Source organism: Lentilitoribacter sp. EG35 (assembly GCF_040784015.1).
Lineage (GTDB): Bacteria > Pseudomonadota > Alphaproteobacteria > Rhizobiales > Rhizobiaceae > Lentilitoribacter.
This window is the reverse complement of sequence record NZ_JBFNGQ010000001.1, coordinates 133,897-152,059: the sequence shown is the minus strand read 5'-3', so window position 1 is coordinate 152,059 and position 18,163 is coordinate 133,897. Positions and strand designations below refer to the sequence as shown.

General features: G+C 44.1%; 16 protein-coding genes. 8 read left to right on the top strand and 8 right to left on the bottom strand.

Annotated features, from left to right (window positions below; genetic code table 11):
• Position 1 precedes the first annotated feature (1 nt).
• The 6 genes from AB2J24_RS00675 to AB2J24_RS00650 all read left to right on the top strand — a co-directional run bounded on the left by AB2J24_RS00675 (position 2) and on the right by AB2J24_RS00650 (position 6,562).
• Positions 2-850, top strand: a complete 849-nt coding sequence (locus tag AB2J24_RS00675; protein WP_162652786.1) for a TRAP transporter small permease subunit — start codon at positions 2-4, stop codon at positions 848-850.
• Entirely contained in the window at positions 850-2,478 is a 1,629-nt protein-coding gene (locus AB2J24_RS00670) for a TRAP transporter large permease (RefSeq protein WP_162652787.1), read from the top strand. Before AB2J24_RS00675 ends, AB2J24_RS00670 begins: the two co-directional genes overlap by 1 nt.
• A gap of 16 nt (positions 2,479-2,494) precedes the next feature.
• Positions 2,495-3,442 carry a phytanoyl-CoA dioxygenase family protein gene (locus AB2J24_RS00665; RefSeq protein WP_367384068.1) on the top strand — a complete coding sequence of 316 codons (948 nt, stop codon included), beginning with the start codon at positions 2,495-2,497 and terminating at the stop codon, positions 3,440-3,442.
• A complete protein-coding gene (locus AB2J24_RS00660; RefSeq protein WP_367384067.1) occupies positions 3,435-4,535 on the top strand; it encodes a Gfo/Idh/MocA family protein in 1,101 nt (366 codons plus the stop codon). The genes AB2J24_RS00665 and AB2J24_RS00660 overlap by 8 nt, the downstream gene beginning before the upstream one ends.
• On the top strand, positions 4,536-5,444 hold the full coding sequence (locus tag AB2J24_RS00655) for a DMT family transporter (RefSeq protein WP_162652790.1): 909 nt from the start codon (positions 4,536-4,538) through the stop codon (positions 5,442-5,444).
• A 197-nt stretch (positions 5,445-5,641) separates the two neighbouring features.
• Positions 5,642-6,562 (top strand): carbohydrate kinase family protein, encoded by a 921-nt coding sequence (locus tag AB2J24_RS00650; RefSeq protein WP_367384066.1) that lies wholly within the window; start codon positions 5,642-5,644, stop codon positions 6,560-6,562.
• Positions 6,563-6,620: 58 nt separating this feature from the next.
• Here AB2J24_RS00650 and AB2J24_RS00645 read toward each other — a convergent pair whose 3' ends face one another.
• From AB2J24_RS00645 to AB2J24_RS00615, 7 genes are all read right to left on the bottom strand, one after another.
• Positions 6,621-7,766: an iron-containing alcohol dehydrogenase gene (locus AB2J24_RS00645; RefSeq protein ID WP_367384065.1), complete on the bottom strand. Its 1,146-nt coding sequence runs from the start codon at positions 7,764-7,766 to the stop codon at positions 6,621-6,623.
• On the bottom strand, positions 7,767-9,146 hold the full coding sequence (locus AB2J24_RS00640; RefSeq protein ID WP_367384064.1) for an aldehyde dehydrogenase family protein: 1,380 nt from the start codon (positions 9,144-9,146) through the stop codon (positions 7,767-7,769).
• A 6-nt stretch (positions 9,147-9,152) separates the two neighbouring features.
• Positions 9,153-10,520, bottom strand: a complete 1,368-nt coding sequence (locus tag AB2J24_RS00635) for a glutamine synthetase family protein (protein ID WP_367384063.1) — start codon at positions 10,518-10,520, stop codon at positions 9,153-9,155.
• A gap of 84 nt (positions 10,521-10,604) precedes the next feature.
• Complete coding sequence (locus AB2J24_RS00630; RefSeq protein ID WP_162652795.1) at positions 10,605-11,636, bottom strand: TRAP transporter substrate-binding protein; 1,032 nt, start codon at positions 11,634-11,636, stop codon at positions 10,605-10,607.
• A gap of 59 nt (positions 11,637-11,695) precedes the next feature.
• Complete coding sequence (locus AB2J24_RS00625) at positions 11,696-13,021, bottom strand: TRAP transporter large permease (protein ID WP_162652796.1); 1,326 nt, start codon at positions 13,019-13,021, stop codon at positions 11,696-11,698.
• Positions 13,011-13,586 carry a TRAP transporter small permease subunit gene (locus AB2J24_RS00620; protein ID WP_367384062.1) on the bottom strand — a complete coding sequence of 192 codons (576 nt, stop codon included), beginning with the start codon at positions 13,584-13,586 and terminating at the stop codon, positions 13,011-13,013. The genes AB2J24_RS00625 and AB2J24_RS00620 overlap by 11 nt, the downstream gene beginning before the upstream one ends.
• Positions 13,583-14,347 (bottom strand): N-formylglutamate amidohydrolase, encoded by a 765-nt coding sequence (locus tag AB2J24_RS00615; protein WP_367384061.1) that lies wholly within the window; start codon positions 14,345-14,347, stop codon positions 13,583-13,585. The genes AB2J24_RS00620 and AB2J24_RS00615 overlap by 4 nt, the downstream gene beginning before the upstream one ends.
• Before the next feature lie 147 nt (positions 14,348-14,494).
• Here AB2J24_RS00615 and AB2J24_RS00610 point away from each other — a divergent pair, with 147 nt between their 5' ends.
• Entirely contained in the window at positions 14,495-15,361 is an 867-nt protein-coding gene (locus AB2J24_RS00610) for a MurR/RpiR family transcriptional regulator (protein WP_367384060.1), read from the top strand.
• A gap of 85 nt (positions 15,362-15,446) precedes the next feature.
• Here AB2J24_RS00610 and AB2J24_RS00605 read toward each other — a convergent pair whose 3' ends face one another.
• On the bottom strand, positions 15,447-17,150 hold the full coding sequence (locus AB2J24_RS00605) for a tetratricopeptide repeat protein (RefSeq protein ID WP_367384059.1): 1,704 nt from the start codon (positions 17,148-17,150) through the stop codon (positions 15,447-15,449).
• A 245-nt stretch (positions 17,151-17,395) separates the two neighbouring features.
• On the opposite strand from AB2J24_RS00605, the gene AB2J24_RS00600 reads away from it, so the two are divergent.
• Entirely contained in the window at positions 17,396-18,112 is a 717-nt protein-coding gene (locus AB2J24_RS00600) for a helix-turn-helix transcriptional regulator (RefSeq protein WP_367384058.1), read from the top strand.
• The last annotated feature ends 51 nt before the right edge of the window (positions 18,113-18,163 follow it).

The following is an 18,163-nucleotide window of genomic DNA, read 5'->3' as shown; positions in this document are numbered from 1 at the left end:
ATTGGACGAGAAAACTGGTGGTCTAAAGGAGTGGATATACCCATTTGCATTCATTTTTTGTGCTGGTTGGGTCATATGGCACGGGCCTGCATACATTCTTGATTTTGTACCCCATGATAATGAAAGCATGGTTGCACAGATGACAGAACTGCATCAGCGCAAAGACGTTTCACCCGGCCTATCTGGCCTCTTCGGCGGATTAACAGATATTATAGATTGGATTGCGCTTCTACTCGTTCCAGTATTTTTCTATCTTGGTATGCGATCTTTAATGCTAGCGACAATGGAATTTCAACAATATAGTCGCGCCGATAAATTCGCAATGTTCATTGGCCGCATCACCATGATCTTGATCATTTCCATGACATTGATCATGCTATACGAGGTTTTACTACGTTATGCGATTGAGGCTCCAACCCTTTGGGCCAACGAGCTGACTCTTTGGATTGCAGGCTTTGTCTTTATGCTGTCGGGTATTTATGCCATGCAACAGCGCAGCCACATACGTATTTTTATCATCTATGACATCATGCCCAGATGGGCTCAACATGTATGCGACACCATATCAGTTACACTGCTTTGGTTCTTTGCTGCCTGTCTGGTTTTTGGAAGTTACAATCAAGTCTTCATCATCAAATTTTATCGCTGGCAGACGTTTGGAACCGCGTTTGACCCACCCATTCCAGCGACAATTCAACCAATGATCTTGATCACTGTTTGCCTCATTTCTTTGCAAGCGCTGCTTAACTTGATAGCCGATTGGAACCGAGATCCATCAGAGATTATCGAAAAAGATGTTATCGACGAAGAAGAACTTGAAGCGATCAAAAAAAGCGTAGGGGCAAGTTAATGGATATAGGAACTATATCAATAGTATTGGTTATCGGACTAGTCTTTCTGCTGGGTATCGGCATGCCGCTTGGATTTGCATCTGCGGTCCTTGCAGCGCTTGTAATGATCATGAAATTTGAGCCAAATATTCTCGTCGATCCTCTTAGTTTTGGTGAGGGCATGCTGACGGGACGTCCGGGAACAGGTGCGCTCTATATTCTAACTCAAAAAATCTATGACTTGATGACAGAATATGTACTCATATCAGTCCCCTTATTTATATTCATGGCAGCCTTGTTGGAACGTTCAGGCGTTGCGAAACAAATGTATGATAGTCTGGATTTCTGGATGTCGCGTATGCGCGGCGGCATCGCTATTGTGACATCGCTTATGGCAGTTTTGATGGCCGCTATGTCAGGTATTATTGGTGGCGAAGTGGTATTACTTGGCCTGATCGCACTGCCGCAGATGCTGCGCCTTGGCTACAATCAAAATTTGGCGATCGGTACAATCTGCGCTTCCGGCTCACTTGGCACCATGATTCCACCCTCAATTGTTTTGATCATTTACGGTTTGATAACCGAAACATCTATTAAGGCACTATTCACTGGCGCTTTTTTACCGGGCTTCATGCTTGCAAGCTTCATTATCCTATACATTATCATCCGTACACAACTTGATCCTTCACAAGCACCATTACCTGAACCTAAAGAAGGAGATCCAGAAGGCAGCGAGAAGGCTGTTATGTTCTGTGGGTTCCTATCCATTCTGGTTGCCAGTGCAACGACTCTACTGCTGGCCCGGGTAGCCTTCCTCACCCTAACCGAACGTAATGTTCCCACCGGTGAGAATTTCGAACCACCAGCCTTAGGCATGCTAGATCAGGCGCCATATATGATCGGTATACTGATGATAGCATTGGCGTTCATATTCTTTGTTGTCGGAATTGAAAAAACAAAAAGTGGTTGGAAACATGGCAAAGGTTTAGTTCCGCCACTTACTGTTATCGGCATTGTACTCGGCTCAATTTATGGCGGCATAACAGGCATCACAGAGGCCGCAGGCATGGGTGCTTTGGCTGTCTTTGGCATTGCTGCATTACGGGGTGAAGCATCCGTCGAACTCGTATGGGTCAGCCTTATGCGCACCCTACGTTCAACCGGCACAATTATTTGGGTTACAGTGGGTGCGGCAGCTTTGGCAGGCGCATACACGCTTGCAGGTGGGCCGGCCTATATCGCACAATTAATTGTTGGCGCGGAAATGCCGACAATGGTGGTCATCCTGACAATGATGGTCATTCTACTGTTCATGGGTGCTTTCATGGATTGGGTCGGAATTGTCTTGCTCATCATTCCTGTTTTCCTACCTATCGTGAAGAAATTACCAATTGATGAGATTGGCTTTATCGGCCAACTTTCGCCTCAACATGTATCAATTTGGTTTGGTGTTCTGTTCTGCATGAATATGCAGGTTAGCTTCTTGTCGCCGCCATTTGGACCAGCGGCTTTCTATCTGAAATCAGTTGCACCATCGCATATTTCACTAACAGACATTTTCAGAGGTTTCTTACCATTTATCGGTGTTCAATTATTGGCATTGATGGTCCTCCTCATATGGCCATCGATTGTTACGTTATTGCTCTAATATAAGGACTCGCTCGATGATTAACGAAAGTCAGGTCGAAACATTTAAAAATCAAGGCTACCTTGTTGTCGAGGATCTATTGGATCAAAAAACGCTCCGTGCGATTCATCAGGAATATAGCGAGTTGATGGATGAACTATATGAAACATGGTGGCGCGAAGGAAAGCTTAAAAAAACACCAGATAATTTGAGTTTCTGGGAAAAACTTGATTGTGCCTATCAAGGAGGATTTGACTGGTATCAACCATTTGATATCAGCCTGCCTCATTCCAATATCACCGACAAAACGCCCATACATATTGGCCCAGCAGTGTTTGCCATGGCTACGCACAAAAATATTCTTGATATGGTTGAAAAGCTTATAGGCCCCGAAATTACATCTAACCCAATACAACATGTGCGGATCAAACCACCACAACAATCGGTGTCAAATTCTGAAAACCGAGCACACGTGATCGCTACAGATTGGCACCAAGATATGGGGGTTACGTTGCAGGAAGCAGATAAAACAGAGTTTGTAACCGTTTGGCTCGCAATTACAGACGCAACAATTGAGAATGGATGTCTTCAAGTTGCAGCTGGAAATTATGACCAGATGCTGCCGCATTGCTCAAAAACGCAAGTTGGAATTGCAGATAAATTTATACCTTCCGGCAAAACAACACCTACGCCTGTTAAGGCTGGTGGAGCTGTGATTTTTCACCCTCTTACACCACATTCTTCATTGGCAAATAACAGCGATGGATATAGGTGGTCGTTTGATCTTCGATATAATGTAACAGGACAGCCAACCGGGCGTAGCCAATTCCCTAGTTTTGTTGCACGTTCAAAAAACAATCCAAAAACAGAATTAAAGGACTGGAAGGTTTGGAAAAAAATGTGGGAAGATACACGTCACAAACTAGCACACGCCGACCATATCCCTCAGCATCGCTGGAATTCTGATAGTCCCTATTGTGCATAATGTAATCAATAAAACGCAGGCCGTCCGAATTGCGATCATGGGTGCGGGATTAATTGGGGAGCGCCATGCGCGACTTGCTGAGGTGCATCCAGATGTGGAGCTCGCAGCTATTATTGATCCAGACCCCAAAAAAAGCACATTAGCCGCTGAATTGAATTGTGGGCATTTCAATTCTCTGACAGACATTGCACCCAACATTTGCGATGCAGTTGTCATAGCAACCCCTAATTCAGACCATCTAAAGTCAGGCCTCCAATGCCTTGAAATGGGTTTGCCTTGCCTAATTGAAAAACCAATTGCAGACACCGTTGAAAATGCGGAGAAATTAGCTGTAGCATTTGAAAATCAGAACATTCCATTGTTAATCGGTCATCACCGTCGATATCATCATTTTTCAACGCGAGCTAAGGACATCATAGAAAAAAATAAACTTGGGCGACCTATTTTAGCGTCCATAATTTGGGCGGTACGGAAACCAGATTCTTACTTCAAACAAGGAGTTTGGCGAACCAAATCAGACGGCGGTCCACTTTTAATAAACTTTATCCATGAGGCAGATCTGCTCCTCTATATATTTGGTAAAGTTATTAATGTTCAGGCCACAACATCAAATAGGCAGCGCAAACAAAGTGTAGAAGATACGGCTGCAATTATATTGACGTTTGAAACAGGTGTAATTGCGACGGTTGTTTTGAGCGATACTGCGCTTACCCCTTGGAGTTTTGAGGGCGCGTGTGGTGAAAACCCAAACATTGCCGAAACTGGTATTTCCTCATGGAGAATTGGCTGTACTGAGGGGGCTTTCGATTTTCCAAACCTAAACATTTGGACAGATAGCGAAAACGGAATTGGAGACTGGTCCCGTAAGCTTAAATCACAAACTCAGCAAGTGAGCCAAGTAGATCCACTTTATGACCAGCTATCACACTTTGTGGAGTTAATACGCGGCACAGCAAAAAAACCAATCTGCAGCGGTCGTGACGGTTTAGAAGCGCTCCGTCTCGTCGAATGGATAAAGCGTTCCGCCGACACTTCGCATTTCAGTAATGCAGATGTAACCAGTCCCTTGGATATCAAAAAGCGATTGGCATAAATGAACAATATTTCGAAAAAATTTGCTGCAGGTGGGCCACTCGTCGGCATCATAATGATCCTGATCGCAAATTTTCTCTTTTCCTTTGTTGACACCGGAGCAAAATGGCTTGCCATCTTAGGGATGTCTGCATTGCAGATCGCATTCATGCGATATGTAGGACATTTTGCAATTTCGTTGGGGCTCTTCGCTAAAGAAGGTTTCGATTGGAATGTCATAAGATGCGAAAAACAATTTCTAGTCATTTTGCGAGCGCTTTGCATTATGTTTGCAACCATCGCGAACTTCTTTGCAATTCGCTATCTATCACTATCTCTTACATCAACAATTCTGTTTTCCTCACCAATTATCATCTGCGCGTTGTCTTGGCCTCTCCTTAGGGAACGAGTAGGAAAATTCCGATGGATGGCAATTGGTTTGGGTTTCATCGGAATATTAATAGCTATCAGACCTTTTGACGAAAGTTTTCACTGGGCCGTGCTTGTATCTTTGAGCGGAGCATTTGCTTATGCGCTCTACTCAATCATAACACGCAAATTATCCGGTACCGTTCCGGCAAATACGATGCAATTTTGGACCGGGCTTATTGGAACAATTGCGATCCTACCATTTGCAATTCTAGATTGGCAAACACCTGTATCCAACTTCGAGTGGTTAGTTATGTTTAGTTTGGGCGTATTTGCATGGGCCGGGCATCAATTCTTCACAAAAGCTATAGCGCACGCCCCACCTAATCTGCTCATGCCATTTGGGTATGTGTTCATTTTGTATGTAACAACTTGGAGCTTCTTTGTATTTGACGAAGTCCCCGACATGTGGACGATTACTGGTGCGTTCATCATCATCATAGCTGGTCTTTTAATATGGTTCCGAGAGAAAAAATTAAGCGCATCAAATATTCAAACTTAGACGAATACTGCAAATTACATAACCTATTATTGCAACACGATAACACTCACTTGAACCGACACAACATTTAGAGGTATATGTTTTTATCTGCTTGAAGAGAAAAATGAACTTCTTATTTCGAGATCAAGTTTTAGAACATCTATCTGTTTGATTGCAAAGGCGGGTCGAAACTTTAAACTAACTATCAGGATAGAATAATGATCGTCTGTTGCGGAGAGGCATTAATTGACATGCTTCCAAGAAAGTTAACCTCTGGCGAGGATGTATTCCTTCCTGTCCCGGGTGGTGCCATATTCAATACAGCCATCGCTCTTGGTCGTTTGGGCGAAGACGTCGGTTTCATCTCCGGAATATCGACAGACATGTTTGGCACACAGCTTGTCGAGGCTTTAAACGCATCCCATGTTTCCGAAAGCTATTGTATACGAAATGACCAGCCTACCACACTTGCATTTGTTAAGCTGACAGACGGAAATGCCAAATATTCTTTCTTTGATGAACAAAGCGCAGGGCGCAACATCTCCCAACAAGACTTACCGACAATAAGTGCTGATGTTGAGGCGCTTCATTTCGGAGCCATCAGTTTGATCCCCGAACCATGTGGTTCTACTTACGAAACATTATTACTCAAACAAGCTCCCTCCCACGTCATTTCTCTCGATCCCAATATCCGAATAAGCTTCATAAAGGATGCTGAGAAACATCGGGCGCGAATAAAACGCATGGCAGAAGCTTCCGACATCATAAAAGTCTCCGATGAAGACTTGGCATGGATTGCGGAAACTTCAAATGAAAGGTCTCAAATAGATCAATGGCTTTCTGTCTCCGCCTCAATTGTGATCATTACACGCGGAGGCGATGGCGCAGACGTCTACACGAAGAACTATCATTTCAATTCACCCGCAATCAAAACTACAATAGTTGATACCGTCGGTGCTGGTGACACATTTAATGCTGGCTTATTATCAGGGCTTAAACGTGAAAACCTTCTCCGTAAAGACAAGCTTGTATCCATTGGGCAAGACGATCTAGAAAAAGCAGTCCACCTAGCCAACAGGGTCGCAAGCATTACTGTTTCTCGAGCAGGTGCAAATCCTCCTTGGAAGCATGAACTATAGAACGATAATAACCCATGCCCTCAAGTGAAGCGTCTCTAGAAGGTTAACCACAGCTTAATCAAACAAGCTCTTCAAGAAGTTTACGCGTATTCTGCTCGTTCATTTCGATCGGATTTCCGCCGGTACTTGGGTCAGCCAAAGCACCTTTTACGAGCCGATCCATATCTGGATTTTCAATTCCAAGTTCAGACAGAGTTTTCGGAATTTTCATTGAAGCATTGAGATCATCCACATAGGTGCAGAAACCACTAAACCCGCCTTCAATATCTAGATATGCCGCAGCCGAATTAAAACGTTCTTCGATAGCACCTTTATTAAACTGCAAAACAGCAGGCATGCAAACTGCATTGGTTGTGCCATGATGTGTATGGTAGATCGCGCCAATTGGATGACTTAGTGCATGGATAGCACCCAAACCCTTTTGAAAGGCTGTGGCTCCCATCGCCGCCGCAGACATCATATGCGCACGCGCCTCAATGTCTGTACCATCAGCATAAGCACGTGGTAGATATTCTTTAACCAGACGCATTCCTTCAAGCGCTATCCCCTGGCTCATTGGATGGTAATGGGGGCTAGAATAAGCCTCCACGCAATGGGCAAACGCGTCAAGCCCGGTTCCAGCAGTCAAAAACTGGGGCATTCCAACGGTAAGTTCCGGATCACAAATCACAACAGTTGGAAGCAATTTGGGGTGAAAGATAATTTTCTTCTCTTGGCTATCAGATTTTGTGATGATGCTGGCGCGTCCTACTTCAGAACCGGTACCAGCTGTTGTAGGGACGGCAACAATTGGAGCAATTGCATCGGCATCGGCTCGCGTCCACCAATCATCCACATCTTCAAAATCCCATAATGGTCGTGTCTGACCTGCCATGAGCGCTATAACTTTAGCTAAATCCAGGCCAGATCCGCCACCAAATGCGACCACGCCATCGTAACCACCATCACGATAGATACGGACACCTTCTTCGGCATTGTTATCCGTCGGATTGGGATCAACCTCGGAGAACATCCCCCGTCCCAGGCCGTTTGCCTCAAGAATATCAAGTGTACGTTTTGTGATATCCATACTTGCTAATCCGCGATCCGTAACAAGAAGTGGCTTCTTCATTCCAGATTGAATACAAGCATCTGCAATTTCCGAAATTCGACCAACGCCAAATTTCATTGCTGTAGGGTATGACCAGTTTCCAACGAGTTGCATTTAATTAGCTTTCTTAAGGTGGTATGATTTTGGGCGTGTTAGATTATGATAACCGATAATTGAAAGGCCGCCGCCGCGTCCGGTATCCTTGCAACCAGTCCAACATAGAGCCGGATCGAGGTAATCACATCTGTTCATGAAAATAGTACCAGTTTCGATTTGATCACCGATACGCTGCGCGCGATCAACATCCTTTGTCCACAAAGATGCAGTCAAACCGAAATCACTATCGTTCATCAATTTTATAGCTTCATCATCGTCACGAACCGACATAATTCCAACAACGGGACCGAATGACTCATCACGCATTACGCGCATGTCATGGCTCACATTGGTCAGGATTTGCGGAGAAAGATAAGCACCACCATCATCCTCGGCGAACCTATCGATATGAGCTTTGGCGCCAGCAGAAATCGCTTCATCTATTTGCGCACGTACTTCATCTGCAAACCGCTTGTGTGCCATAGGCCCAATTGTAGTTTCAGCCTCGAGCGGATTGCCAAGCTTATAATTCGATACGATCGAAACAGCTTTTTCTACGAAACGATCGAACAGGCTTTCAGCCACATAGATACGCTCAATTCCACAACAGCATTGGCCTGAATTAAACATGGCACCATCGATCAGCGTCTCAACGGCCGCATCAAGATCAGCATCTTCCATGACATAGCCCGGGTCCTTACCACCAAGTTCCAACCCAAGCCCTGTAAATGTGCCCGCAGCTGCTTGCTCCATAGCTTTGCCACCACCGACAGATCCAGTGAAATTTACAAAACCAAAATTTTTAGCAGCGATGAGATCACTTGTTGTTTGATGATCAAGGAATACATTTTGAAATAATCCTTGCGGCAGCCCCGCTCCCAGAAAGGCTTTCGCCATGCGCTCACCCACCAATAGAGTTTGCGTTGCATGCTTTAGTAAAACAGCATTGCCCGCAATGAGCGCCGGAGCAACGGTATTTATGGCGGTCATATATGGATAATTCCACGGCGCAACAACAAGCACTAAACCATGCGGAACTCTCTTAATGTAACGCGCAAAATTATCGTCATTGGAAATTGATACATCAGCAAGAGCATCATGGGCGATATCAGCCATATAGCTTGCGCGCTCGTTAAAGCCGCCAAACTCTCCACCATATCGAACCGGGCGTCCCATTTGCCATGCAAGCTCGGTTACGATTTCATCATTCATCTTACCAATAGCGGCAACGCCAGCCATCACGAGATCTACACGTTCCTGTAACGGGCGTTTTGCCCAATCAATTTGCGCTCGTTTTGCAACGGCAACGGCATGCGAAGCCTCTGATGCGTTTAGAACTGGACGCTCCGCATAGATGGACCCATCAATCGGGGATATACATTTTAGTAGTTTAGACACTGTTGGTTAGGACCTTTCAAAACCACGTGCAACTTCATAATCAGTTACAACTCTATCAAATTCTTCTTGCTCCCAAGTGGCCGCACGAACATAGTGATCAATAACATCATCACCCATCGCTTCACGCAACATTTTGGAATTCCGCAACGTTTCAGCCGCCGCCCGTAATGAGGTCGGGATATCTTCCAGTTTTTCACTTTTATACACATCACCATCGCTTGGCGGCGCAAGTTCGAGTTTGTCTTCAATACCCTTTATGCCCGCAGCAAGTTGCGCAGCTATCGCAAGATAAGGGTTTAAATCCGAACCACCAATACGACATTCAATCCGAACTCCTAATGTCCCCTCACCGCAAAGACGAAAGGCAGAAGTTCTGTTATCGACAGACCAGGTGATCTTTGTCGGCGCAAAAGTGCCAGGCGCAAAACGTTTATAGGAGTTAATATAGGGAGCTAAAAAGTATGTTGCATCGCTTGCGTAGGTTAAAAGTCCAGCAACATAGTGGCGCATGATGTCAGACATTCCGTATTTTTTATCTTTGTCAAAAAACGCACTTTCACCATCCTTTGTCCATAAAGATTGATGTATATGAGAAGATGAACCAACTTTATCATGGTGCCATTTTGGCAAGAAGGTGGCTGCCCTACCCTGCTGCCAGGCGATCTCTTTGACAGCGTGTTTTGCTATCGTATGATATTCAGCACACTCCATTGCAAGCCCATATCGAATGTTTAATTCCTCTTGGCCTGCCTCCGCCTCACCTTTGGTGTTTTCTACAGGAATACCAGCAGCAACCAGATGATTACGCAACGGGCGCATAATGCCCTCTTCCTTCGTGGTTTGCAGAATATGATAATCCTCATTATATCCGCTGATCGGCTCAAGATCTTTAAATCCCGATTTACGAATATCATCGAAGCTCTTTTCAAACAAAAAGAACTCAAGTTCGGTTGCAGTTTTAGCCTCAAAACCCAGTGCAGAAAGTCGTTCAACCTGACGTTTTAAAACAGCGCGAGGTGAATGCGGAATTTCCTCATGTGTATGATGATCAAGAACATCACACAGCACAAGTGCTGTACCTTCCAACCATGGAACAATGCGAATGGATGATAGATCAGGCTTCATGACATAGTCGCCATAACCAGTTTCCCAACTGGTGGAGGCATAACCATCCGGCGTTGCCATTTCCAAATCTGTTGCCAATAGATAGTTACAGCAATGGGTTTCTTTATAGGCGCTTTCCAAAAAATTGGATACGTGAAAACGCTTGCCCATTAACCGGCCCTGCATATCAACAAGACAAGTCAGAACGGTGTCAATTGTACCATCTTCTGCCAATTTTTTGAGTTCGTCAAATGATATGGTTCCGGGCATTTCAGTCAATCCTTTAAAACTTGATGCAAACAGACGCCCGTTTTCGAGCGGCTGTTCTTCTTTTGATTTATGCTAGGACATTGCCTATCTATAAGGACGGCCAGCTTTTTGCATATCCGAATTATATTTGCGGAAGATTTCAACCACTTTTGCTTTTGTTTCAGATTCTGCAGCAATTTCATCCCAGAATTTAACAGCAGCAGCCTCTACCGGTGCCCATTCTTCATCTGGAATAGTTGTAAGCTTCATCTTTGTGCCATTCACACGAAGATCAGCTTCACCGCCCCAATACCACCACTGACGATAATAATGGCTCTGATCTGTACAAACTTTAAACAGTTCTTGAAGATGTGGAGGCAACTCATTCCAACGATCCATATTTGCAAAGAACGAGCCAGCCCATGCACCAGAAATATTGTTGGTTAGGAAGTAGTCCGTCACATCAGCCCAGCCGACCGTGTAATCTTCGGTGATACCTGACCATGCAACACCATCAAGCTCGCCAGTTTGCACGGCAGTTTCAATATCTTCCCAAGGTAGCGTGACGGGGATGACGCCAAATTGGGACAGGAACCGACCCGCCGTTGGGAATGTAAAGACACGCAGCCCTTTCAAATCCTCAAGTGAGTTAATTGGTTTTTTGGTAGCAAAGTGACATGGGTCCCAAGCACCAGCTGAAATGTGCTTCACACCAACTGCTGAATATTCCTGATCCCAAATCTCGCCCAGACCATATTGATTAAACAGAACTGGAACATCTAGCGAATAGCGGCTTCCAAATGGAAAATAACCACCGAACACTGTCACTTCCGTTGGCGATGCCATTGAATCATCATCTGATTGCACCGCATCAATAGTGCCCTTTTGCATCGCACGGAATAATTCACCTGTTGGTACGAGCTGATCTGCATAGAACAGTTCAATTTCCATCTCGTCGCCAGCAATTTTGTTAAAGCTGTCTATCGCAGGTTTTATCACATGTTCTGCAAGTGCAGCGCCTGCATAAGTTTGTAATCGCCATTTGATCTTAGATTGCGCAAGGGCTGGCGTAGCCAATGCAGCTGCTGGCGCTGCAATGGCAGCTCCCTTAATAAAGGTCCGTCTTGAAGTCGTCATTTCATTTCTCCTTGTTGTGGTTGTTCCCAACCGGTTTGGCTTCATTTTAGAAGTTCTTATTATTTTCCATAAACCTGTTCTGGCAGCCACATTGCGATTTGCGGAAACACGATGACCAAAGTCAAAGCGAACAGCATAACCAAAACAAATGGTGCAATGGAGCCATAAATATCTCTAAGTGTTATTTCTGGTGGTGCCATGGCACGCATCAAGAATAAATTGTAACCAAATGGTGGCGTCATATACGCGATCTGGGTCGTGATCGTGTAAAGCACACCATACCAAACAAGATCAAAACCCAATGCCTGAACCAGAGGCACATAAAGTGGGGCAACGATTACCAGCATCGCCGTATCATCCAAGAAAGTTCCCATCACCAGGAATGAAAGCTGCATTAGGATTAAAATAACCCACGGATTTAATCCAAGTTGGTCAGTGAATAATGTCTCAATTGCCTTAACGGCACCAAGACCATCAAACACCGCGCCAAAACCAAGCGCCGCCAAAATAATCCACATAAACATGCATGAAATTGCTAGAGTTTGACGAACAGAAACCTCAAAGACTTTTCGGTTCATGCGACCTTTTAAAACAGCTGCTAAGAAGGCCGTACTTGCGCCCACTGCGGAGCTTTCGACCAACGAAGTCCAGCCTTTTACAAACGGAACCATCATCACCGCAAAAATGAACAGCGGCAGCAAACCCGCGCGTAGGAGCTTCATTTTTTCGCCAAAAGACAGATTATCTCGTTCATCCTCGCTAAGCGCAGGACCAAGTTCTGGCTGTATGCGACAACGAATATAAATATAGATCATAAACATCGCGGCCATCATCAAACCAGGGAACACACCTGCTAACCATAGCTGACCCACAGGTTGGCGAGCGATCATAGCATAAAGAACAAGCACGACAGATGGCGGCACAAGAATACCAAGTGATGACCCTGCCTGTATGACACCTGTGACCATGCGTTTATCATATCCGCGCTTAAGTAATTCTGGCAGGGCTATCGTGGCACCAATTGCCATGCCTGCAACCGATAATCCATTCATTGCTGAAATCAGGATCATCAACCCAATTGTGCCAATCGCTAGCCCGCCCCTAACAGGTCCCATCCAGACATGAAACATCTTGTATAGATCATCAGCGATTTTAGATTCTGATAAAACATATCCCATGAATATGAACATCGGCAGAGTGAGGAGCGGATACCATTTCATGAGCTTCATGGCTGATGAGAATGCAATATCAGAACCGCCAGTCCCCCACAGAGCTAAAGCGGCAATAGCACCCACAGCGCCAATTGCACCAAACACGCGTTGACCGGTAAAAAGCATCAACATCATAGATGCAAACATGAAGAGGGCAATCATCTCATACGACATTAGATTTTGCCTCACGCAGCTTGATTATATCTTTTAAGAATTCTGATATGGCTTGAAGCAGCATTAGAAAAATTCCAACGCACATGATCAGTTTGATTGGCCATAAATATGGTCGCCAAGCCGTCGGTGAGCGCTCTAAACGCCCAACATCTTCCTGTCCGGTTAACAGCCCGGCCAAAAATTGCATCGGCTCGTCGCTATAATGGCCGAGTGAATAGGCCATTGATCCCAAACCGCCATAAAGCAACACACCCAGATACAACATCAGGAATAAAACCGTTATCGCATCAACTTGAGCTTTCTTCTTTGTTGACCATTCGCCGTAGAACAAATCCATTCTAACATTAGAGCCCATCTGGATTGAATATGGCCCGCCCAGAATGTAGTAAGTCACCATAGCAAATTGGGCAATTTCAAGAGTCCAGAGAGATGGCAGAAAAAAAGTCTTGGAAATTGATGACCACATCAAAATGGCGATCATAACAAAAATGCCATACATCATAATGCGCCCAATGCGATAGTTCACAGCATCGACAACACGGATATATGATCTTGCAAAACTCATAAAACCACCGCTTCCGTCGTTTTATCTTTTGCCAGCTGACCAAGAGCAGCTGATATAAGGCTTTCCAAAGTATCAGCTATTGATGTGCAATCCTTGTGACACGTCAACAGATCATTTCGCACTTCAATCATGACATTGAGCAAACCTTTTTCAACACCATGTAATCGAATGGTATGAGTTACACCGTCACTGGGTCCATATGGTTCATTTCGCCTAATATTGAACTCTTGATAGCCTGCAATGGAATTTAACATCGCATCAACGACACGAGAATCATCATCATGCAGTAAGCCAATTTCAACGTCTCGTTTCTGCCCCCTATAAACTGGCGTAAAACTATGAATAGTCACCAACATCGGAGCGACTTGATGTTCTTCGATGGCCTCTTCTAAAGTACGTTTAAACGGTAAATAATAGTTCTCAACGCGATTTGTGATTTGAGCGCCAGAAAGATTTTTGTTTCCCGGAACTTCAAATATTTCGCTTTTTTGCGGAACCGCATCAATCGCATCCGGCGGGCGATTGCAATCATAGACTAAGCGTGAAATACGACTAATCACAGCTGGTGCATTAAATCGATCGGCCAGTATACGAGTTACCGCTTCTGCTCCTGGATCCCATGCAATGTGACTGCTACGCGCTGGATCGACAAGCCCGAGTTCGTTGAAGCATTCAGGGATAAAGGAACTTGCGTGTTCACACACAAAGAAGACCGGAGCCTGCGAATTATTACGGATATGATCAACAATTTCTTCGCTCATTAACCGGATTACCTTAAATTTATCACATATCAGAATTGCAATTTTGTTAAATTCTCTTCAATTCAAATCAGTTTGTCAATATTTGTTCTTAAATTTTCTTCTCATTCCATATTAATATGATTATACTCACTGAGTAAGAGGTACCCAGTGACACCAAAAACAATTGCAGAAAAGTTACGTGATATGGCCGGAGGGCTAACACGTGCGGAGCGCCAGCTCTCAGATTCGATACTTAAAAATTATCCGGTTTCGGGTCTTGGGAGCATTACAAAAGTTGCTCATGCCGCCGAGGTTTCCACACCTACAGTTGCGCGCCTTGTTCAAAAACTCGGTTTCTCCGGTTTCCCTGATTTTCAGGCCAATTTACGCATTGAGTTGGATGAAAAAATTTCCGGCCCTATCGCGAAACGTGAGCGATGGGCAAATGATGCACCCGAAGGGCACGTACTTAATCGTTTTACAGAAGCTGTAATCGATAATATAAGCCAATCTCTGGGCGATATCGATACAGCAAAATTTGACGCAACCTGCGCTCTATTAAGCGATCCAAACAGAAAAATCTTTGTCGTTGGCGGGCGAGTAACCCGTACGCTGGCGGATTATTTTTTCCTACATATGCAAGTTATCAGGAAAAACGTTACGCATATCAGTTCGAGTTCAAATGCCTGGCCGCACTATCTTCTCGACATAGATGAAGGTGACATTGTCGTTATTTTTGACATTCGCAGATATGAAAACAGCACACTAAAACTGGCTGAAATGGCACGAGAGAAAGGCGCGCAGATTATCTTGTTTACAGATCAATGGCAGTCTCCCATCGGGCAGCATACCGAGTTTAGCTTTAGCAGCCGTATTGTTGTACCCTCGGCTTGGGACTCAAATGTAACCTGTATGCTTATTGCAGAAATTATTATAGCGCAGGTTCAAGAAACCTTTTGGGGTGAAACCAAAGGTCGTATGGAAGAACTTGAAACGATGTTTGATAAGACACGATTTTTTAGGAAATTTTCATAACCGCAGTTTTGTTTAAACCAGATTACACTTACTTAATTCTGAAATTTCATTAGAGCCGTCTTGAAGTAGACTCTTTATCCAGCATTTATCTGTCCACATAATTATTCACTGACTTCTGCAACTCTTCGTAGAAGCCTATTATCTTCCCGGAGTTTTCACGTTCCGAACAAAGCCTAGGGAAAGTTATCTTTGCGAAATGCGTTGGATCCAAATTTGGCCAGTTAGACTTCTGACTTTCTAACAAATCCATCGCTTCTTCAGGGCGATCCAATAAATTCAAAATGGCGGCGCGACGCATGATTGTATAAGGAATTTGGAAAATTTGCGCAGACTGTTCCTCAGCTCTCAAAGCTGCCTCATATTCTTCCCGGTTGAGATGTAGCCAACCCAACCATGTCAGCGTAACCCAACGAGCAGGGTTATCAGAATCAAGAGACTGATCAAAATCTACAACTTCATCCAAAACCTTATCGGGAGCCATAGAGCATGTGTAAGGAAGAACAATAGAGAAAAAACGCGCAAATCCATGACTTGGATCAACTTCGAGAACCCGCTTCATCATCGCAATAGAATCGTCAAGTTGTCCTAAATGCCAATAGTGCTGAGCGACATTGAAAAGCGCGTTTCCATCTCCAGCACTAAATTCTAGCGCACGCGTCGCACTTACCCTGGCTTCATCAACAAATTCTTTTGTATCGGAAGCGCCATCTACGGCTGCAAGGTAAGCCAATTTGTCCGCCAAAACAGAATAAGCTGGACCGAAATCCGGATCTTTTTCCAAGGCCAAGCGGGCCAGATCAATGCGCTCTTTCTCCCAAGTTAATGTACTTTTTGCAGGGCCGGGAATCCATGTTGCAAGCACAAACAGCTGCGATGCTGTAAGCGTTCTTGGGTCACGTCCATCCAACGCTTGAACCGACGCTCCTAAAATACGCGAGCTCAGTTCAGTAACAATCTGTAATATAGTATTGTCATTTACATCAAATATTCTATGCGCTTTTGTCCAGTGAAGCCTGCCCGTGTGACCATCTGCCAACTCAATCGCAATATATCTTACAAAATCTGATTGCAGGCCTCTTATATTGATAATGAAGTCTACTTCATTATCAGCACCATTTGCATCTTTATCAGACGATAACTCTTCGGGTAAAATGACGGATAATGCCGAATTTCGAACCAGTGACGATTGTATATTTCTCGAAAAAAACTTCACATCTTCTTTGTCTTTGCCATATGAAAGGTTGCCGTTTTCTTCTCGTATTACAACGGTAATTGTACCCGGGTCATGATCGTCGGTATTGGGAACCTCAGCCCCTCCCAAAATCCAACCAATACACAGGCCAATTATCATTAAACAAACCAATAAACCCGCCAATATGTAACGCTGTTTTATTTTTGTGAACCTCTCCTTATCCTGCGAAATCAACTTTAGTTGTTTTTTTTCATATAGATCCAAGTTCTTTGAGAATACGGGCCGATAGCTACCAAGCGGAACTGATATCTTCAGACGCTCACTTGCACCCTCTTGTAGATAATATTCCTTCAATGCAGATCTTAGTCTGCGCGCCTGAACGCGAATAATAGGATCATTTTGAGGGTCAAAATCAGTGGGATATTTGTACACATCAATCGCAATGGAATATGCTTTTAACTGGTCATCTTGACCGTTGATTTTTTGCGTAACAATATAGCGTAGAAATTGCCTCAATTTTGGAGATGATTTGAATACACCGGAGGAAAATATTCGTTCTAGTGCTGCTTCAATTTCATCATCTGTAAACGATTCCATGCGCCTAGACCGCAATTAAGCGGCACCTCAAAGAATTACTTCATAATAAATACACAGGCATAAACAAATGAGTCAACTAACACCAAATTTATGCCGGGTGAAATTGCGGATACGAACACATAATAGTCACAGATTAAGTTCGAATATTGCATCCATTTTACTGTAAACTCTGTAACTTTACCTAGTACTATAGAGGAAATAAAGCTAGGCGTCTCGAAACTACTCCCTAAAATTTGAGATAAATTATGAATTCCCCCGTGCACACAAACCTGCAGCGTGACGTCCCGTTTCTGATTGAAACCGGATCGGACATTTATAGCTACATGCATGAATTGATGCGAGATTATCCACTTCATAACATAAAGTTATTCGACACAAGTGGAAATGATAGCAACATTGCAGCGCTTATTCCATTTGGTAGCATCTACCCAAATCGCGAAGCGAGCAACACTGGAAGCAATGTCAATTACTTTACTGTTTTGAAAGAGATGAATTCAGCAACTGCTCCAAGCAAATGGGTTCTGGTCGATTGTAATAACATCAAATTAGTTGGATTATGCGATTTAATCTTCAACATATTCAGTACGTTGCAGGATGATTTCGAAGTTACGATCCCATCTATTCAGCCAGACGGCAATTTATGCCTTATCGGATTTGGCGAAACCCCGATCCGAGCAACACCAACAAATGATGCCGTCCGCAAATCTATGATGGCCGCTCACTTTATGGAAAAAATAGTTAGAATTATGATGTTGTGTAGCAAACCAGATTTCGAACTGACTTCGCGCGAGCTTGAATGTATAAAGTGGGTCGCAAAAGGAAAAACCAGCAATGAGATTGGCGCAATCCTTTCCATTACGGAAAGTACAGTAGATAAACATGTTTCTGCCGTTTGTCGCAAACTTAACGCTGTAAACCGCATGCAGATGATCGCAAAAGCAGTTCGCCTAGGGGTCATTTAGACATTTAGTGTAGATGTTGGAATTGCACTAAATGTATTTACAAGCATATCG